Genomic DNA, 15992 nt, shown 5'->3' with positions numbered 1-15992 from the left:
GTGAATCATGCGTACATTAAAAGAGCGTGCATTTTCATATAAAAAAAGAATGATCTTTCTTTTGATCTCTGCTGTTTTGATTGGGCTATCGATTGTGGGACAGGCTTATTTCCTTGTGAAGATTGTAGACGGTGTATTTCTACAAGGGAAATCCTTTGATGAGGTTTTGGTTGATTTACTGTGGCTGCTTCTTTGTTTGTGCGCACGATCATTGTTTATCTATCTTAGTAGACGATCTGGACTAAAGTTAGCTACAAAAGTAAAGAGTGAGTATCGTGGTGAATTTCTAAAGAAATACGCATCGCTTTCATTTCTTGCTTCCAAACAAGGACAGTCGGGAAGAAAAATCAGTGTGGTGACAGATGCCGTTGATGAGATTGACGGGTATTTCAGTCAGTATATACCGCAGCTGATGCAGACTGCCTTTGTGCCCATCTTAATCCTTGTGGTTGTGGCATCTCAGCATCATAACTCAGGCTTAATTATGCTTGTAACAGCTCCATTTATTCCACTCTTTATGATCATTGTTGGTCTGCAGACGAGGGACAAGTCGGAAGAACAGGTGGAGAAGCTTGCTTCTTTTTCCGGGCGTTTTCTTGATTCGTTACAGGGATTAACTACTCTTAAGTTATTTGGGCGTGCCAATCAACAGAAACAGACGATTTTGAAGAGTAGTTTGGGATTTAGAGATGCAACAATGGCAATCTTGAAAGTAGCCTTCACACAAACATTCATGTTGGAGATTATCTCCATGCTTAGCATTGGTATTATTGCGTTGGAGCTTGTCATTCAAATCATTATCTATGATCAGTTAACCTTCTTTACTGGCTTCTTTGTGATGATTCTTGTGCCAGAATTCTATTCATCACTGAAAGAGCTTGGAAGTGCCTTTCATAACGGACGAGCAAGTATTGGCGCTGCAAAAAAGGTTGATGAAGAGCTTGGCTCGAGAAGAGGAGACAGTGACTTGGGGTGACGCGCCACTTGAGAAGAAGATGACGCCGCCTAAGCTTTCATTACGCCAACTAAGCTATAGCTATGGAGAAGAGAAATTTCAACTAGAGACAATGAACACAGAGGTTAGCCCATATTGCAAATTAGCGATTGTTGGTCCTAGTGGATCGGGTAAGACAACGTTATTACAGTTAATCGCTGGATTAATTAGACCTACGAATGGTCAAGTGATGGTAGACGGTAAACCCTTATCTGAGTACGAAGAAAAAAGTTGGTTTAATCAATTGAGTTACATCTCCCAAAATCCTTATCTCTTTTCAGGAACAATTGCTGAGAATATTGCAATTGAAGGCGGTCGTTCGTTTACACAAGAAGAGTTGGATCGAGCCATAGAACGAGCTGGATTGAGTGGCATGATTCGAAACTTAAAGGACGGAGCAAACACACTGATTGGTGAGGGAGGACGTGGCTTATCAGGTGGAGAAAAGCAGCGGGTCGCGTTAGCACGTGCCTTTTTAAAAGAGCCGTCTATCATTCTCTTTGATGAACCAACAAACGGTCTTGATCTAGAAACGGAAAGATTATTGCAACAGTCCATTCAGCAGCTGTCTAAGCAAGCGACAATCATCACTGTGGCGCATCGACTCTATACCATCAAGGATGCAGACCAAATTCTCTTTATAAAAGAAGGACAGCTTAAGGCCATTGGCAGTCACGATGAACTGTATGAAAAGGTAGCTGAGTATCAGGAAATGGTCACAGTGCAAAGAGGGGAGAGTGCTTCATGAGAGATTTAGCGGCTATATGTAAATTAGTATTAACTGAAAAGAAGGATATTCTCTATTCAATCCTGTTCGGTTTTATCGCAGGAATTGCGGCAATCGGAATGTTTGCTGCTAGCGGCTATCTCATCTCAAAAGCATTTCTCTTAACACCTTTGTATGCCTTAATTATTGTGACCTCTTTTGTGAAACTACTTGGCTTTACACGCGCATTCAGTCGTTTTGGTGAGCGTTATGTTTCTCATCGGGCGACATTCACTATTTTAGGGAATCTACGAGCCACTTTCTTTGAAAAACTTGAACCCTTAGCTCCAAGCATCTTTACTAAGTATCGGAGCGGGGATCTCTTGGCGAGAGTGGTTAGTGATGTAGAAAGTTTACAAAACTTCTTTTTACGAGTACTCTATCCACCAATTGTCTTGCTCATTGTCTTCTTGAGTACCGTGGTGTTCACGATGTTCTTTTCGGCTTACATTGCGTGGATCCTACTTGCTGGCATGTTGCTCACTGTTTTTGTCATTCCAACAATCTTTGCTTTCAGACAATCAAAGATTGATCCAATGGTTAGACAAAAGCGTAGTGAGCTATCAACTGAGCTGAATGAATTCTTTCAAGGCTTCCGAGACTTAAAGATTCATTCAAAATTACAAGAGAAGGAACAGGCGGTGTTAGGTATATCCGAATCCTATATTGAGGAGCAGGAACGCGAAAGTATAAACAAGACGTATAATCTATCATTGAATACGTTTGTCACGTTACTTTTTTCTTGGATCATTGTGGCTGTGGGTGCTTATCTGGTAACAGTAGGTGACCTTGAAGGAGTGTTCCTGGCGATGTTAATTATGATATCGCTGACGGTATTTGAAGATGTTTCTCCTATGGCGGTTTTTCCTGCTTATTTGCAAGAAAGCAAACAGTCTGCAACGCGACTCTTTTCGATTTTTCGAAAGGAAGAGCGACCAGAAGAGCACGTGCATGCAAAACAGCGACTTCAGGACGGTCCACTTTCAATAGAGATGGATCAGGTTTCATTTAGCTTCCAACAAAAACATGAGACAACAACGCTTAGTAATATAAATCTGCAGATTAAAGCAGGTGAGAAGATTGCGATTGTTGGTCCAAGTGGTTCAGGGAAATCTACCTTACTCCAGCTTATACTAAATCTCTACCAGCCAAATGAGGGGCAGGTGAGGATTAATGGTTTGCCGCTTCATGAAGTGGACGAGCAGTCACTATGGCAACAGACAAATGTCATGTTGCAAGAGAATCAATTTTTCTTCGGAACCATTCGTGACAACCTGAAATTAGCTGGTGATCATCTATCCGATCAATCCTTAATACAAGCTCTAGAGAAGGTTAACCTCAATCATTTTACTCTTGATGATGCTATCTTTGAAAAAGGAGATAACTTATCAGGTGGTGAGAAACAAAGGCTAGCGATTGCTAGAGCTATGCTCAAAGGAGGATGCCTGTGGCTATTAGATGAACCGACCTCCTCATTAGACGCTGTGATGGAACATTCTATATTATCGAGTCTATATGAACAGGCGCATGAAGCAACCGTTTTGCTAGTGAGTCATCGCTTAAAGGGCTTAGAAGAGATGGATCAAATCATTCAGATGAGTGAAGGTACGATTGTTGAATCAGGCACATTTGCTGAATTGATGAGCAAAAAAGGGTATTTTTATGAGATGAAGCAGTTGGAGAAGGAAATGCTCTGATAAAAGTCGAAAGGCACTAAGGTAGAGGGGGAAGGAATCTTGGAGGACAATAGAACAATTCCTTGGCAGCAAGGTACATGGACAAATCATCCATCATCGATAAAAGAACAGGATGGATCTTTAACGGTAGAAGCACAAGCACAAAGCGATTACTGGCAAAAAACCTATTATGGTTTTGAACGGAGCAGTGGTCACGCCTTACTCGATGTGTGGCCATTAGATAGGGCTATTGAGGTTGGCTTTTTGACGGATAGCTTTGTGGAAAAGTATGATCAGGCTGGTTTAATGATGTATCTGGATAACCAGAACTGGATTAAAGCTGGGGTTGAGATGAATGATGGTGTTCCGCATATAGGGGCCGTTGTGACTAAGGGTCATTCGGATTGGTCGCTGTTCCCTGTTCCAGATTGGGCAGGGCGTCAGATTACCATTCGTGCCTCTTATTTTGAAGGAGCGATCATTGTTCGGGCAAAAGCAGATGAAGGAGCTTGGCAGACGATTCGAGTATCGGAATTTCCGAAACAAGATAACCAGACACTTCAAGCCGGACCATTCATCTGTTCTCCAGAGAGAGCTTGTTTTACGACAACCTTTGTCAAATGGGCCTCTTGTGAAAAAGAAGACGATCTACATGCGGAAATTCCAAAATGAAACAAAAAAGATGGGTGTAGAATTTTACTACTCCATCTTTTTTTGTGCGTCTCTAACGGATCTGATTATACGTTCTCATATAAGTAGCGATCTGGCGCTCATTATCCGATTGCAATTTCTCCAATTCCTCAATGACCCGCTTAATTCTTTCATTTGAGTGGTTCTGGCTCAATTTTGCATTAGCCTCTATAGATTCTATTTTGATGCGGAATCCTACCACACCTTTTGATAACCCAGCAATATATTCAGCACCAACATCAGTTAATTGATAAGTGCTGTCTGGTTTTTCATATTTAGAGACCAATTCACTTAATGAATGAGCAAGTTCTTGATCTCCGACTAATTCAATTTCTCCATACACATGTACAGCTACATAATTCCAGGTGGGTACAGCTTGATTTGTCTCGTACCAGGAGGGCGAGATATAGCTATGTGGCCCTTGGAAAATAGCTAATACTCGTTGATTATCAAGGTCTTTCCATTGGGGATTCGCTTTTGCAAAGTGCCCATACAAGTAATTCTTCTGATCATCTAACATAAGGGGCAAGTGTGTAGCTGAAAGATCTTTCAGCTGGTCTGAAATGATTGTAGCAAAACCGTTCTCTTTCATTATTTGATAAATGGTTTCTTTATCATCTAGTTGAAATTGTTTTGGGATATACATACCGACACGCTCCTATTCTTTTAAGCTATTATAGAGTGCGGTAGGTAGGAAGAAAAGAATTAATATATCAATCAAACATTCGTTTGAATATTGTATTGACTCATTGTGTGAACTCGCATAAACTAATAATCAAACAAACATTTGAATGAGGTGTCGCACCTGTGAAAACGATAAAGGAAAATCAAGATACATGTGAGATCTTTAGCTATGATGAACAGAAGGTAAAGCGAGTAACGGAACTTGTTCAGAAAGTAGATTTTGTTCCTGTTGCTGATGTTTTTAAAGCGTTATCTGATGAGACACGTTTGAAAATTGCTTATGCACTTCTGCAAGAGGGGGAGCTGTGTGTATGTGATGTGGCAAATATTATTGGTATGACAACAGCGAGTACGTCCCACCATCTGAGACATCTACGTAACTTGCGCATTGCGAAAAGTCGTAAAGAGGGCAAGCTTGTGTTCTACTCATTGGATGATGAACATGTTCGACAACTAGTTATGATGGCGGTTGAGCACGGCCAGGAGGTTTAGACATGAGCGAGCACGCAGAGTCAAAGGTATATCGTGTAGAAGGGTTTTCTTGTGCAGGGTGTGCCGGAACATTTGAGAAAAATGTAAAGAAGCTAGATGGTGTCAGCGATGCGAAGGTAAACTTTGGTGCCTCAAAAATTACGGTCGAAGGTTCAACAACTGTTGAAGCATTAGAAAAAGCCGGAGCATTTGAAAAGCTGAAAGTTCGACCGGAGCAGGATCGTTCAGCGCCACAAACAGAAGAAGCAGGAATTAAACAAACGTTTATTCAAAAACACATGACGATCATTGGATCCCTTCTTTTCCTTATATTCGGATTGATTTCTCAAGGAGTAAATGGTGGAGATAACCTCGTAACTGTCTTAGCATTTGCAACGTCTATGGTTGTTGGGGGCTACTCATTATTTAAGCAAGGATTAATCAACCTCAGTCGCCTTCAGTTTGATATGAGAACTCTAATGACGATTGCGGTTATTGGGGCAGCGATTATTGGTGAATGGACAGAAGGGGCTATTGTTGTCATTTTGTTTGCAATTAGTGAGGCACTTGAGCGTTTTTCAATGGACCGGGCAAGACAATCGATTCGCTCTCTGATGGATATTGCTCCAAAAGAAGCGCTTATTAAACGTAATGGTCAAGAGATGACAGTTAGAGTTGAGGAGATCGCCATTGGTGATGTCATGATTGTGAAGCCTGGACAAAAGCTTGCTATGGATGGAGTGGTTGTTGCTGGACATTCCTCTGTAAATCAAGCTGCGATTACCGGTGAGTCCATTCCGGTGGAGAAGCATCAGAATGACGATGTGTTTGCAGGAACCCTAAATGAAGAAGGTCTGCTCGAGGTCCGTGTAACAAAGCATGTAGAGGACACGACCATCTCTAAAGTGATTCAATTAGTTGAGGATGCTCAGGCAGAGAGAGCTCCTTCACAAGCTTTTGTGGATCGATTTGCTAAGTACTATACACCAGCTATCATTCTTGTCGCCGCATTGGTTGCAATTCTTCCACCATTATTTATGGCCGGAGATTGGCAGACGTGGATTTATCAAGGCTTAGCTGTGCTAGTAGTTGGATGCCCTTGTGCACTTGTTATTTCTACCCCTGTTGCCATTGTTACAGCCATTGGCAACGCGGCTAAGCATGGTGTACTCATCAAAGGTGGCGTGTATCTAGAGGAAGCAGGTTCATTAAAAGCCATTGCATTTGATAAAACGGGGACGCTGACAAAGGGAGTACCGGCTGTCACTGATTTATCGATCGTGGCAGATATCGATAAAAATGACCTACTTAAAATTGTTGCTGCACTTGAATCAAGATCTCAGCATCCGCTCGCTTCAGCTATTGTAAAAAAAGCAGAGGAAGAGCATGTGCTTTATAAGAACGTTAATGTAGAGAATTTTTCATCGATCACTGGTAAAGGTGTGACCGGAGTAATTGACGGTGAAACCTATTTTATTGGAAGCCCAAAGCTGTTTGAAGACAAGATTAAAGAGCAGTCGGAAGTCATTAAGCAGTTACAGGACCAAGGTAAAACTGTCATGGTGGTTGGTACGGGTCAAACCATTTTAGCTCTGATTGCAGTGGCGGATGAGGTCCGGGACTCAAGTAGAAGTGTGATCTCCGCTCTTCATGAAATAGGCATTCGTACTACGATTATGCTTACTGGTGACAACAAAGGAACGGCTCAAGCCATTGCCGGGCAAATTGGTCTCACAGACGTAAAAGCTGAATTAATGCCTGAGGATAAATTAAGCTATATGAAAGAATTCAAGAAAAAGCACGGGAAAGTCGCCATGATAGGTGATGGAGTAAATGATGCTCCTGCACTTGCCGCATCGACTGTTGGTATTGCCATGGGAGGAGCTGGAACGGATACAGCTTTGGAGACAGCAGATATCGCACTGATGGGAGACGATCTTCAAAAACTACCTTACACGGTGAAACTTAGCCGACGTGCGCTAACGATTATCAAGCAGAACATTACCTTTTCACTAGGAATTAAACTACTTGCTCTGATGCTTGTGGTGCCAGGCTGGTTAACACTTTGGATTGCCATTTTAGCGGATGTTGGAGCAACCCTTTTGGTAACAGCAAATGGGCTGCGTTTGCTTAGGGTGAAGGAATAGAAGAGAAGGAGCGTCGGAGAGATTCGGCGCTTTTTTTATTTTTAGGCATGGAATGCTAAGCTCGATTCGGTTTTACCAAGAGTAAAAAGGGATTAACAAGAGAATTGTACAAATTGACAAGACCGTTTGGTATCCCACTAAGATCAAGGAGCCAATGCCAAGAGAATCAAGCGATACATCAAGAGTAATGAGAAATTATCAAGAAACCATACTATTCTCTAAGCCGATTACCCTTTTTTATTAAGAGACTTACCCAAATACCAAGATACAGTGCAACATGCACCTCAAACTCAGAAGCAATTGTCATGAATCCGACCTCAGATTCATTAAACTAGTCATCGATCCTTGATATACTGAATTTAAGCGATAACAGTGGAGGAGGATATCTAGATGAAACGTCTTGTTTTGATATCAGTAGCCGTTTTTGTATTGGCTGTTGGAGGATTTTTAATTGTCCAATCTTTATCTACGCCTGAAGTAAATGGTATTGAATTTAATGATACGCCAGATACGGAGGGGCAGCCGGTCAAGGGAGAAACGGGAGCACCAGTAACGATAACGGAATTTGGTGATTATAAATGCCCTTCTTGTAAGGCCTGGGATGAAGACATATTGCCAATGCTAGATGAAGAGTTTATTCAAACGGGACAGGTGAAACTAGTCTATATTAATACGCTTTTTCATGGGCAGGAATCAGGTCTTGCTGCATTAGCGAGTGAATCGGTTTGGGCGAATCATCCAGAGTCTTTTTGGGAATTCCATAGTGGGGTTTATAGAGAACAACCAAGCCACACAAAATCACGATGAGCCTTGGGTTACACCTGAAACTTTAATTGACGTGGCGCATTCCATCGACGCTGATATAAACTTAGATGTACTCGCAACAGATATGATCAATCAAACCTACCTGAATCAAGTGCAACAAGATATGGCATTGGTAGATACATATAATGTAAGTCAAACTCCGTCCATTATGGTGGATAATATTAAATTAGATGATCCATTTGATTATGAACAAATCAAAAGAGCCATTGAACAAAAGCTAGAAGAGAGGTAGCGGAATGACATCCAGAGAACCTACGAATTACTTTCTATATTTTGCTTGGATTACAGCCATGATCGCAACACTTGGTAGCTTGTATTTTAGTGAAGTGAAAGGCTTTGTTCCATGTGAGATGTGTTGGTATCAACGAATTCTTATGTATCCGCTCGCGCTTATTCTCGGAATAGCTGCTTATCATAATGATAGTCGGATAAAAAAATACGTGTTGCCTCTTTCTATAATCGGAGCAGTGACCTCGCTCTACCATTATTCATTGCAGAAGCTACCATCACTAGTCACAGCTTCACCCTGTTCAGAGGGTGTGCCCTGTAACATGCAGTATATCAATTGGTTTGGTTTTGTGACGATTCCGTTTTTGGCCTTGGTGGCGTTTTGTTTAATTTCTGTATTTCTTATTTTGGCAAGAAAAGGAGAGTAACCAACCTCTCCTTCTCACTAAACTTGACTTAAGGGGTAGCGTCCATTACTATTAACTGTAAATTCATATTGAATTCTATGACGAGAAAGAGTAGTTATGGTTATCTTATCTACAGAGAGTTGGCGAACTGGTGCAAGTCAACGGTAAGAGCGTAACGAAAATCCTCTCCGAGAAGCAAAGCTGAACTGCATTTAAGCTTTGACGGTTTTCTGCCGATACCCAGGACGCGTATGATAGTACGTAGTGAATGAACAAACATAAAACCACTACTAGGTTTTTTTATTTTGTTTATAAGGGCTTATATGCTTATATATATGAACTCGATCCTGCGTCTATGGGGTCGAGTTTTTTTATTCTTAAAGAAGAGGTGAGTCGATTGAAAGAAACAGCAGCGGAAAGAGAAGCAAGAATTCTCGATTATTGGAATCAAGAAAATACGTTCCAACAATCTATTAATAATCGAGAAGGAAAAGAAACCTTTGTTTTCTATGAAGGACCACCTACAGCGAATGGGATGCCACATGCTTGGGCATGCATTAGGTAGAACAATGAAAGATTTTGTGGCCAGATACAAAACCATGGCGGGCTATCAAGTATTTAGAAAAGCAGGGTGGGATACGCACGGTTTGCCTGTAGAGTTAGAGGTAGAAAAGCAGTTAAATATCAGAGGTAAAGATCAAATTGAAGAGTATGGGATCGAGAATTTCATTCAAAAATGTAAAGAGAGTGTATTCACTTACGAAAAAGAGTGGAAGCAATTTACGAATGCATTAGGTTACTGGGTCGACATGGATCAACCATATGTGACACTCAAGAATGATTATATTGAATCGGTTTGGAACATTCTTTCGAGCATTCATGATAAAGGCTATTTATATAAAGGGCATCGGGTCGTGCCTTACTGTCCACATTGTGAGACGTCACTTAGTTCTCATGAAGTGGCTCAAGGATATAAGGACGTCACAGATCTTTCAGCTACTGCTAAATTCCGTGTAAAAGGAAAAGAGAATGAATTTTTATTAGGTTGGACTACAACTCCTTGGACTCTTCCTGGTAATGTAGCGATTGCTGTAAACCCGGAATTAAGTTATGTACGGGTGAATCAAAATAATGAAGTATATATTTTAGCAGAATCACTTGTTTCAACTGTGATGAAAGGTGAATATGACATATTAGGTACGGTAAAAGGACATGATCTTGTAGGTCTAAAATATGAAGCGCCGTTCCAATATGTCTCTTTAACGAAAGGTCATGAGGTGCTAGGGGCTGATTTTGTTACAGATACAAGTGGAACAGGCCTTGTGCATATCAATCCAGCACATGGAGAGGATGACTATGCATTAATTAACGAATCTCAATTAGATTATGTGAATGTGGTTGATTCGAAAGGGCGTTATAAAGAAGAAGTTACACCACTAGCGGGTAGATTTGTGAAGGAATGTGATGTTGAGATTGTGAAGATGCTGTCGAAGCAGAATCTCTTATTTGATAAGCAAAAATATGAGCATAGCTACCCTCATTGCTGGAGATGTGATAGCCCACTTCTGTATTATGCTATGGAAGGTTGGTTCATTCGAACAACAGCGGTCAAAGAAAAGATGCAGGCTAACAATCAACAGGTGGAATGGTTCCCTTCTCATATGAAAGAGGGAAGGTTCGGCAACTTTTTGGAAGGCATGGTCGATTGGAATATTGGACGTAATCGATACTGGGGTACCCCGCTAAATGTTTGGATTTGCCGAGAGTGTGAAGCAGAAAAGGCGCCTCGTTCAATTGAAGAATTAAGAGATTTATCTGTTGAAAATCTTCAGGATAACATTGAACTTCATAAGCCATACGTGGATCATATCCATCTTACTTGTTCTTGTGGTGGCACCATGGATCGTACGAGTGAGGTCATTGATGTATGGTTCGACAGTGGATCTATGCCATTTGCACAGTATCATCACCCTTTTGAAAATGAAGAGATGTTCGAAAGACAATTCCCTGCTGATGTTGTCATTGAGGGAGTAGATCAGACAAGAGGTTGGTTTTATAGCTTATTAGCTGTATCGACTTTATTTACAGGCGAGGCACCATACAAACGTGTACTATCATTAGGACATATCCTAGACGAAAATGGCCAGAAGATGTCTAAGAGTAAAGGCAATGCTTTGAATCCAGTTGAGCTCATTAATGAATTTGGTGCCGATTCTCTTAGATGGGCTCTAGTAGCTGATAGTGCACCTTGGAACAATAAGCGTTTTTCAAAGAAAACAGTGAGTCATGCGAAATCAAAGGTAATGGATACACTAGGAAATATTCATTCCTTTTATTCGATGTACGCAAGTATCGATCAATTTGATCCAAGTAAACATGTTGGAGGCGCCAAAACGACTCTTGATACATGGATTTTATCTAGGCTGAATTCAGTGATAAAAGAAGTGACACAAAGCTTAGACGCATATGACATGACTAAAGGTGCGAGAACAATTGCTGTATTCCTAGATGAGCTTAGTAATTGGTATGTAAGACGCTCTAGACAGCGTTTCTGGAGCAGCGGAATGACTGATGATAAGAAGGCAGCCTTTCACACATTACTTGAAGTGTTAAAGAAGGTATCACAGCTTATGGCACCATTCGCACCGTTTATCTCTGAAGATATCTACCTTACTTTAACAAATGAAAGTGTACATCTATCAGACTATCCTCAAGCTGACGAATCACTAATTGATTTGTCCTTAGAACGGGATATGGATGCCGTTGTACAAATTGTAGAGCAAACACGAGCCATCCGTAATGCAACAAGTATTAAAACGAAGCAACCCTTAGCAAGGTTAGTTATTTCACCTTTGGAAGCAACGGATATTTCGTATTTACAGACCTATGTCTCTATCATCAAAGAGGAGACAAATGTAAAAGAGATTCAGCTTGAGAGGGATTCAGAGGACTCACTAGAAATTGAACTTAAATTAAACTTCTCAGTAGCTGGACCTAAATTAGGAAAAGCAGTAGGAGAAGTCAAAACAATCGTCTCAGCTTTAGATGAGACCCAAAAAATTAAACTGTTAGAGGAAAATGAACTACAAGTGACACTTCAGTCGGGAGAAGAGGTACGCCTAACAAAAGAAGACTTCTTAATGGAGAAAAAGCAAGCCAAAGGCTTTGAACTATCCGAGGGGCAAACGTTTTTAACGATGCTTGATACACGAGTCACTACTGAGTTAAAAGAAGAAGGTCTTGTCAGAGAAGTGATTCGGACTGTGCAGACCTATAGAAAAGAATTAGATCTACCAGTGGATTTAAGGGTTAACTTATATATGAAAGTTGATCCAGCATTTCAGGAGATATTAATCAAATTCGATTCATTAATACAGCGGAATTTGATCTTACGGTCCCTACAATTTGAAAGTCGCCCTGACATGAAATCCATCGAGGTTGAAGGGTACAATCTTCATATGAGTATTGAGTGAGGTGGGAGAGGATAATGTTTGAAACCTGCCATCCGATATCTTGTCAGAACATTTCTCTTAGTGTTCATCTTATATGGTAGTTATAGAGCAATAAAGAATTTAATAGGTTATTCTGTTTTGGATTGGCAAGATTTATTAGCTGAAGTATTAGTCTTCACTACGGTTGTTGCCGTACTATTAACTTTATTTACTAACTCAAAAGATTATAAATGAAAAAGAGGCTGGACAAAACCCAGTAAAGTGACTAAATGAAATAGACAGGCATCTTCGGATTTTCCGAAGATGCCTGTCTACTTTTTATAGATAAATCATTGGTTTTTAGAAGCAAAATAAGGACCCCTCTGATAGAATTAAGTTACCACACAAAACCCAAAGGGGGATCCTTATGTTTAAACAGTATACCATGCATGATGTCATTTTACCGCTTGATTTAGAAAGAAAATTACCGAAAAATGATATTGCTTTCACCGTGAACACTCTAGTTGAAAGTATCCCAGACGAAGCCTTCGACGCTTTCCTCCGGAAAACGGGACATCCTGCTTATCATCCTCGTATGATGATGAAAATTATTTTGTGCGCCTACACTCAATCGGTCTTTTCAGGTCGTAAGATTGCAGCCCTTCTTCAAGACAGTATTCGTATGATGTGGTTAGCCCAAGAGTATCAACCTAGCTATCGCACCATCAATCGCTTCCGAGTGAACCCCGATGTTCAAGACCTTTTGCGCCAGTGTTTTGTCCAATTCCGCTGTCAGTTGGTCCAGGAAAAGGTCATCGAAGAAGAAGCGATCTTTATTGATGGGACTAAAATCGAAGCGAATGCCAATAAGTTTACCTTCGTGTGGCGGAAGTCTACAGAAAAATATAGTGCTCAGTTGATGGAAAAGTCGAATCGGATGTACGAAGAACTTGTCGAACAGGAGATTATCCCTGCCATTGAAAGAGAAAACCCAGAAGCCCTCACGGACGAGGAGTTAGCACAGGTAGCAGAGAAACTTGACGACACCGTGCAGGGATACGATCGCCGTATTGAGGCAAGTGAAGATGTGGCCGAACGAAAGCAGCTACGCTCAGCACGTAAAGCACCGAAACAGTACCGTAAGCAGTATAACGACTTCATTACACGCAACCAAAAATATAAGAGGGATATGGAAATCTTCGGAGATCGTAAGAGCTATTCGAAGACAGATCCCGATGCCACATTTATGCGCATGAAAGACGATTATATGAAAAATGGACAGCTTAAACCTGGGTACAATGTGCAGTTGGCGACCGAAGGTCAGTATGCCTTGGCTTATGATGTGTTCCCAAATCCTACAGATACGCGAACCTTTATTCCTTTTTTAGATAAGATCGAACAGGATTTCTTTGCGTTACCCAAATATATTGTCGGAGATGCCGGGTATGGCAGTGAGCGAAATTACGACGATGTCGTCAGCCATCGGAAACGTATTCCTTTGATCACGTATAATCAATACCGAAAAGAGAAGAAAAAGAACTATAAACAAGACCCCTTCCAAATGTCTAACTGGCCATATGATGCCGAAGAGGATGCGTTCACTTGTCCAAATAATCGGAAACTAGCTTTTCACTATCATTCCGAAAAGCGTGATAAAGCGGGTTTTATGCGAAAGTACCGTGTGTATGAATGTGAGGATTGTTCGTCTTGTCCCTTCCGAGCTCAATGTACAAAAGCAAAAGAAGGAAATCAGAGAAGGATCTATTACAACGAACGTTGGGAAGAACAAAAAGCCTATACGAGACAGCTGCTTGCCGAAAAAGAAACAGGTGAAATCTATGGCAAACGCAAAATCGATGTGGAACCAGTCTTCGGATTTCTGAAGGCTAATTTGCGTTTCACTCGAGTCTCTGTACGAAGTAAAGAGAAAGTGAAAAATGAATTAGGATTCGCGTTCATGGCGGTGAACATAAGGAAGTTCACCGCTAGAGCCGTTAGGTTTTCAAGATATTTTAAGAATCGAGTATCAAAAAAGATCTCCTTCACCAAGAAAATGGTGATGGAGATCTTTTTTTGTATCTGAGACTAGTTATGTCCCAACCTCTTTTATTTAACTGCTGACCGTTATCCCCAAAGCTCCTTAGAAAGATCAACAATATACTTCAATTTTTCCCACTGCTCTTCTTCGGTTAGAATATTTCCATGGTGTGTTGAGGCAAAGCCACATTGCGGGCTCAAGCATAGCTGCTCAGCAGGAACGTATTGTGTTGCTTCCTCGAAACGGGCTTTAATGGTTTCTTTGTCTTCAAGTTCACCATGCTTTGACGTGAATAAGCCAAGTACAACCTGAGGTCCTCCATTTGGAATGTGCTCTAATGGTTCAAAATCGCCTGAACGATCATCATCGTATTCTAAGAAAAAACCATCTACTTTTTCTTTCGCGAATAAAGTAGGTGCTATTTTTGCGTAGCTTCCTTCAAATGCCCATTTTGAACGATAGTTTCCACGGCAAAGGTGGGTAGTGACAACTAAGTCTTCTGGTTTGTCTTCTAATACGCCATTAATGACGCGTAAAGCTAATTCAATTAGTTCTTCACGTGAATGCCCACTATCGTTAAATGGAATATTAGGTGCATTTAAACCTGCAATATACACATCGTCTAGTTGAAGGTATCGGCAGCCTGCGTCATAAAATGCTTGAATGGTATCGCGGTAAGTTTGAATGACATCTTTAGCGAAGTCCTCAATGTCAGGATAGATCTCAAGATTACGGATGCCTGCATTAAACAATTGATTAGGGCTTGGAATGGTTTGTTTAGCAACTGCTCGATCTCCAACGATCTCTTTGAACTGAATAAATTCGTTTATTTGCGGATGATCTTGATTAAATGAGATCTTCCCAGTTACACGTACATCATACGCCTCTGTATCCTCACCTTTAAACTTGAAGCCATGCTCTGGAACATAACCCTCCACACCAGTTAGATGTTCAAGGAAATCAGTATGCCAGAACCTGCGGCGGAATTCTCCATCTGTGACAGCCAACAAACCAACCTCAATTTGCTTATCAACAACTCTTGTTATTTCAGTTGTTTCAATGTCATACAACTCACTTGCTGTAATCGTTCCCTCTTTAAAGTCTTTTCTCGCCTTATGAATGCTTTCTGGGCGTAATAGACTTCCTACGTGGTCTGCTCTAAATGGTGCTTTTCCTTTTGCGATTGTCATGATGTTCTCTCCTCTTTTTTTCAGTTTTCCTATCAAAAAACCCCTCTTCCAAAAGAAGAGGGGTTGATAATCTACACGATAACCTGCTCTTCTTATCTTTGTAGTATTACAACTACAGGAATTGGCACAGTTCTTAAAAAAAAGTCTGTTGCCGAGGTTTCAAAGGGCCAGTCCCTCCACCTCTCTGGATAAGAAAAATTAAATTATTTAATTAATAGGATTACTATAAGGTTTTTTAATAGAGAATGTCAATAACATATTTTGTCTTTCATTTCTTGCCTGAAGAAAATCCTTCAAACAAAAATCCACCAAGTGGCTTATAAATATCAGTCACAAAGCGAACAAACTTATCTTTGTTTTGGTGTTGATAATATTCACGAAGACTTATAAAAAATGTATTTGCCAGCTTGTAATCAAAATTATGTAGTGCCCTTGTTAATCCCTT

Annotated in this window: 13 protein-coding genes, 1 pseudogene and 1 riboswitch; of the genes and pseudogenes, 12 read left to right on the top strand and 2 right to left on the bottom strand. The window is 40.7% G+C overall.

Annotated elements, in window-relative coordinates; genetic code table 11:
* The first annotated feature begins 7 nt into the window (after positions 1 to 7).
* From NDM98_RS24300 to NDM98_RS19025, 4 genes are read left to right on the top strand one after another with little or no spacing between them, the layout of a single operon-like run.
* Positions 8 to 976, top strand: a complete 969-nt coding sequence (locus tag NDM98_RS24300) for an ABC transporter transmembrane domain-containing protein (RefSeq protein ID WP_307728897.1) — start codon at positions 8 to 10, stop codon at positions 974 to 976.
* Positions 963 to 1742 (top strand): ATP-binding cassette domain-containing protein, encoded by a 780-nt coding sequence (locus NDM98_RS24295; protein WP_308807775.1) that lies wholly within the window; start codon positions 963 to 965, stop codon positions 1740 to 1742. The genes NDM98_RS24300 and NDM98_RS24295 overlap by 14 nt, the downstream gene beginning before the upstream one ends.
* Positions 1739 to 3457 carry a thiol reductant ABC exporter subunit CydC gene (cydC, locus tag NDM98_RS19030; protein WP_251610989.1) on the top strand — a complete coding sequence of 573 codons (1719 nt, stop codon included), beginning with the start codon at positions 1739 to 1741 and terminating at the stop codon, positions 3455 to 3457. The genes NDM98_RS24295 and cydC overlap by 4 nt, the downstream gene beginning before the upstream one ends.
* Before the next feature lie 39 nt (positions 3458 to 3496).
* The gene (locus NDM98_RS19025) at positions 3497 to 4108 is read left to right on the top strand and encodes a DUF1349 domain-containing protein (RefSeq protein WP_251610987.1); all 612 of its coding nucleotides are present in this window, start codon (positions 3497 to 3499) and stop codon (positions 4106 to 4108) included.
* 52 nt (positions 4109 to 4160) lie between these two features.
* On the opposite strand, the gene NDM98_RS19020 is transcribed toward NDM98_RS19025, so the two are convergent.
* Positions 4161 to 4772, bottom strand: coding sequence for an FMN-binding negative transcriptional regulator (locus tag NDM98_RS19020; RefSeq protein ID WP_251610984.1), 612 nt, complete (start codon positions 4770 to 4772; stop codon positions 4161 to 4163).
* 161 nt (positions 4773 to 4933) lie between these two features.
* Here NDM98_RS19020 and NDM98_RS19015 point away from each other — a divergent pair, with 161 nt between their 5' ends.
* The 8 genes and pseudogenes from NDM98_RS19015 to NDM98_RS18980 all read left to right on the top strand — a co-directional run bounded on the left by NDM98_RS19015 (position 4934) and on the right by NDM98_RS18980 (position 14402).
* Entirely contained in the window at positions 4934 to 5302 is a 369-nt protein-coding gene (locus NDM98_RS19015) for an ArsR/SmtB family transcription factor (RefSeq protein WP_308807774.1), read from the top strand.
* Between the two features lie 2 nt (positions 5303 to 5304).
* The gene (locus NDM98_RS19010; RefSeq protein WP_251610982.1) at positions 5305 to 7428 is read left to right on the top strand and encodes a heavy metal translocating P-type ATPase; all 2124 of its coding nucleotides are present in this window, start codon (positions 5305 to 5307) and stop codon (positions 7426 to 7428) included.
* Between the two features lie 390 nt (positions 7429 to 7818).
* Positions 7819 to 8235 (top strand): thioredoxin domain-containing protein, encoded by a 417-nt coding sequence (locus NDM98_RS19005; RefSeq protein ID WP_251610980.1) that lies wholly within the window; start codon positions 7819 to 7821, stop codon positions 8233 to 8235.
* Positions 8192 to 8485: a DsbA family protein gene (locus NDM98_RS19000; protein ID WP_251610978.1), complete on the top strand. Its 294-nt coding sequence runs from the start codon at positions 8192 to 8194 to the stop codon at positions 8483 to 8485. Before NDM98_RS19005 ends, NDM98_RS19000 begins: the two co-directional genes overlap by 44 nt.
* 4 nt (positions 8486 to 8489) lie before the next feature.
* Positions 8490 to 8909 carry a disulfide oxidoreductase gene (locus tag NDM98_RS18995; protein ID WP_251610976.1) on the top strand — a complete coding sequence of 140 codons (420 nt, stop codon included), beginning with the start codon at positions 8490 to 8492 and terminating at the stop codon, positions 8907 to 8909.
* A 334-nt stretch (positions 8910 to 9243) separates the two neighbouring features.
* A pseudogene (gene ileS, locus NDM98_RS18990) lies at positions 9244 to 12361 on the top strand (isoleucine--tRNA ligase).
* An 18-nt stretch (positions 12362 to 12379) separates the two neighbouring features.
* On the top strand, positions 12380 to 12574 hold the full coding sequence (locus NDM98_RS18985; RefSeq protein ID WP_251610974.1) for a hypothetical protein: 195 nt from the start codon (positions 12380 to 12382) through the stop codon (positions 12572 to 12574).
* Between the two features lie 172 nt (positions 12575 to 12746).
* A complete protein-coding gene (locus NDM98_RS18980; protein ID WP_251610972.1) occupies positions 12747 to 14402 on the top strand; it encodes an IS1182 family transposase in 1656 nt (551 codons plus the stop codon).
* A gap of 41 nt (positions 14403 to 14443) precedes the next feature.
* Here NDM98_RS18980 and NDM98_RS18975 read toward each other — a convergent pair whose 3' ends face one another.
* On the bottom strand, positions 14444 to 15547 hold the full coding sequence (locus NDM98_RS18975; RefSeq protein WP_251610970.1) for a 5-methyltetrahydropteroyltriglutamate--homocysteine S-methyltransferase: 1104 nt from the start codon (positions 15545 to 15547) through the stop codon (positions 14444 to 14446).
* An 89-nt stretch (positions 15548 to 15636) separates the two neighbouring features.
* Positions 15637 to 15742: riboswitch (SAM riboswitch) on the bottom strand.
* Between the last annotated feature and the right edge of the window lie 250 nt (positions 15743 to 15992).

The sequence above is a fragment of the Alkalicoccobacillus plakortidis genome, from assembly GCF_023703085.1.
Lineage (GTDB): Bacteria > Bacillota > Bacilli > Bacillales > Bacillaceae_D > Alkalicoccobacillus > Alkalicoccobacillus plakortidis.
The sequence above is the reverse complement of the archived record's forward strand: the minus strand, read 5'-3'. Positions and strand labels throughout refer to the sequence as shown.

Bases quoted from the DNA above. Each gene is read 5' to 3' on its own strand.
- NDM98_RS24300 (WP_307728897.1), top strand. From the start codon at position 8: ATGCGTACATTAAAAGAGCGTGCATTTTCATATAAAAAAAGAATGATC.
- cydC (WP_251610989.1), top strand. From the start codon at position 1,739: ATGAGAGATTTAGCGGCTATATGTAAATTAGTATTAACTGAAAAGAAG.
- NDM98_RS19020 (WP_251610984.1), bottom strand. From the start codon at position 4,772: ATGTATATCCCAAAACAATTTCAACTAGATGATAAAGAAACCATTTAT.
- NDM98_RS19010 (WP_251610982.1), top strand. From the start codon at position 5,305: ATGAGCGAGCACGCAGAGTCAAAGGTATATCGTGTAGAAGGGTTTTCT.
- NDM98_RS19005 (WP_251610980.1), top strand. From the start codon at position 7,819: ATGAAACGTCTTGTTTTGATATCAGTAGCCGTTTTTGTATTGGCTGTT.
- NDM98_RS18995 (WP_251610976.1), top strand. From the start codon at position 8,490: ATGACATCCAGAGAACCTACGAATTACTTTCTATATTTTGCTTGGATT.
- NDM98_RS18980 (WP_251610972.1), top strand. From the start codon at position 12,747: ATGTTTAAACAGTATACCATGCATGATGTCATTTTACCGCTTGATTTA.
- NDM98_RS18975 (WP_251610970.1), bottom strand. From the start codon at position 15,547: ATGACAATCGCAAAAGGAAAAGCACCATTTAGAGCAGACCACGTAGGA.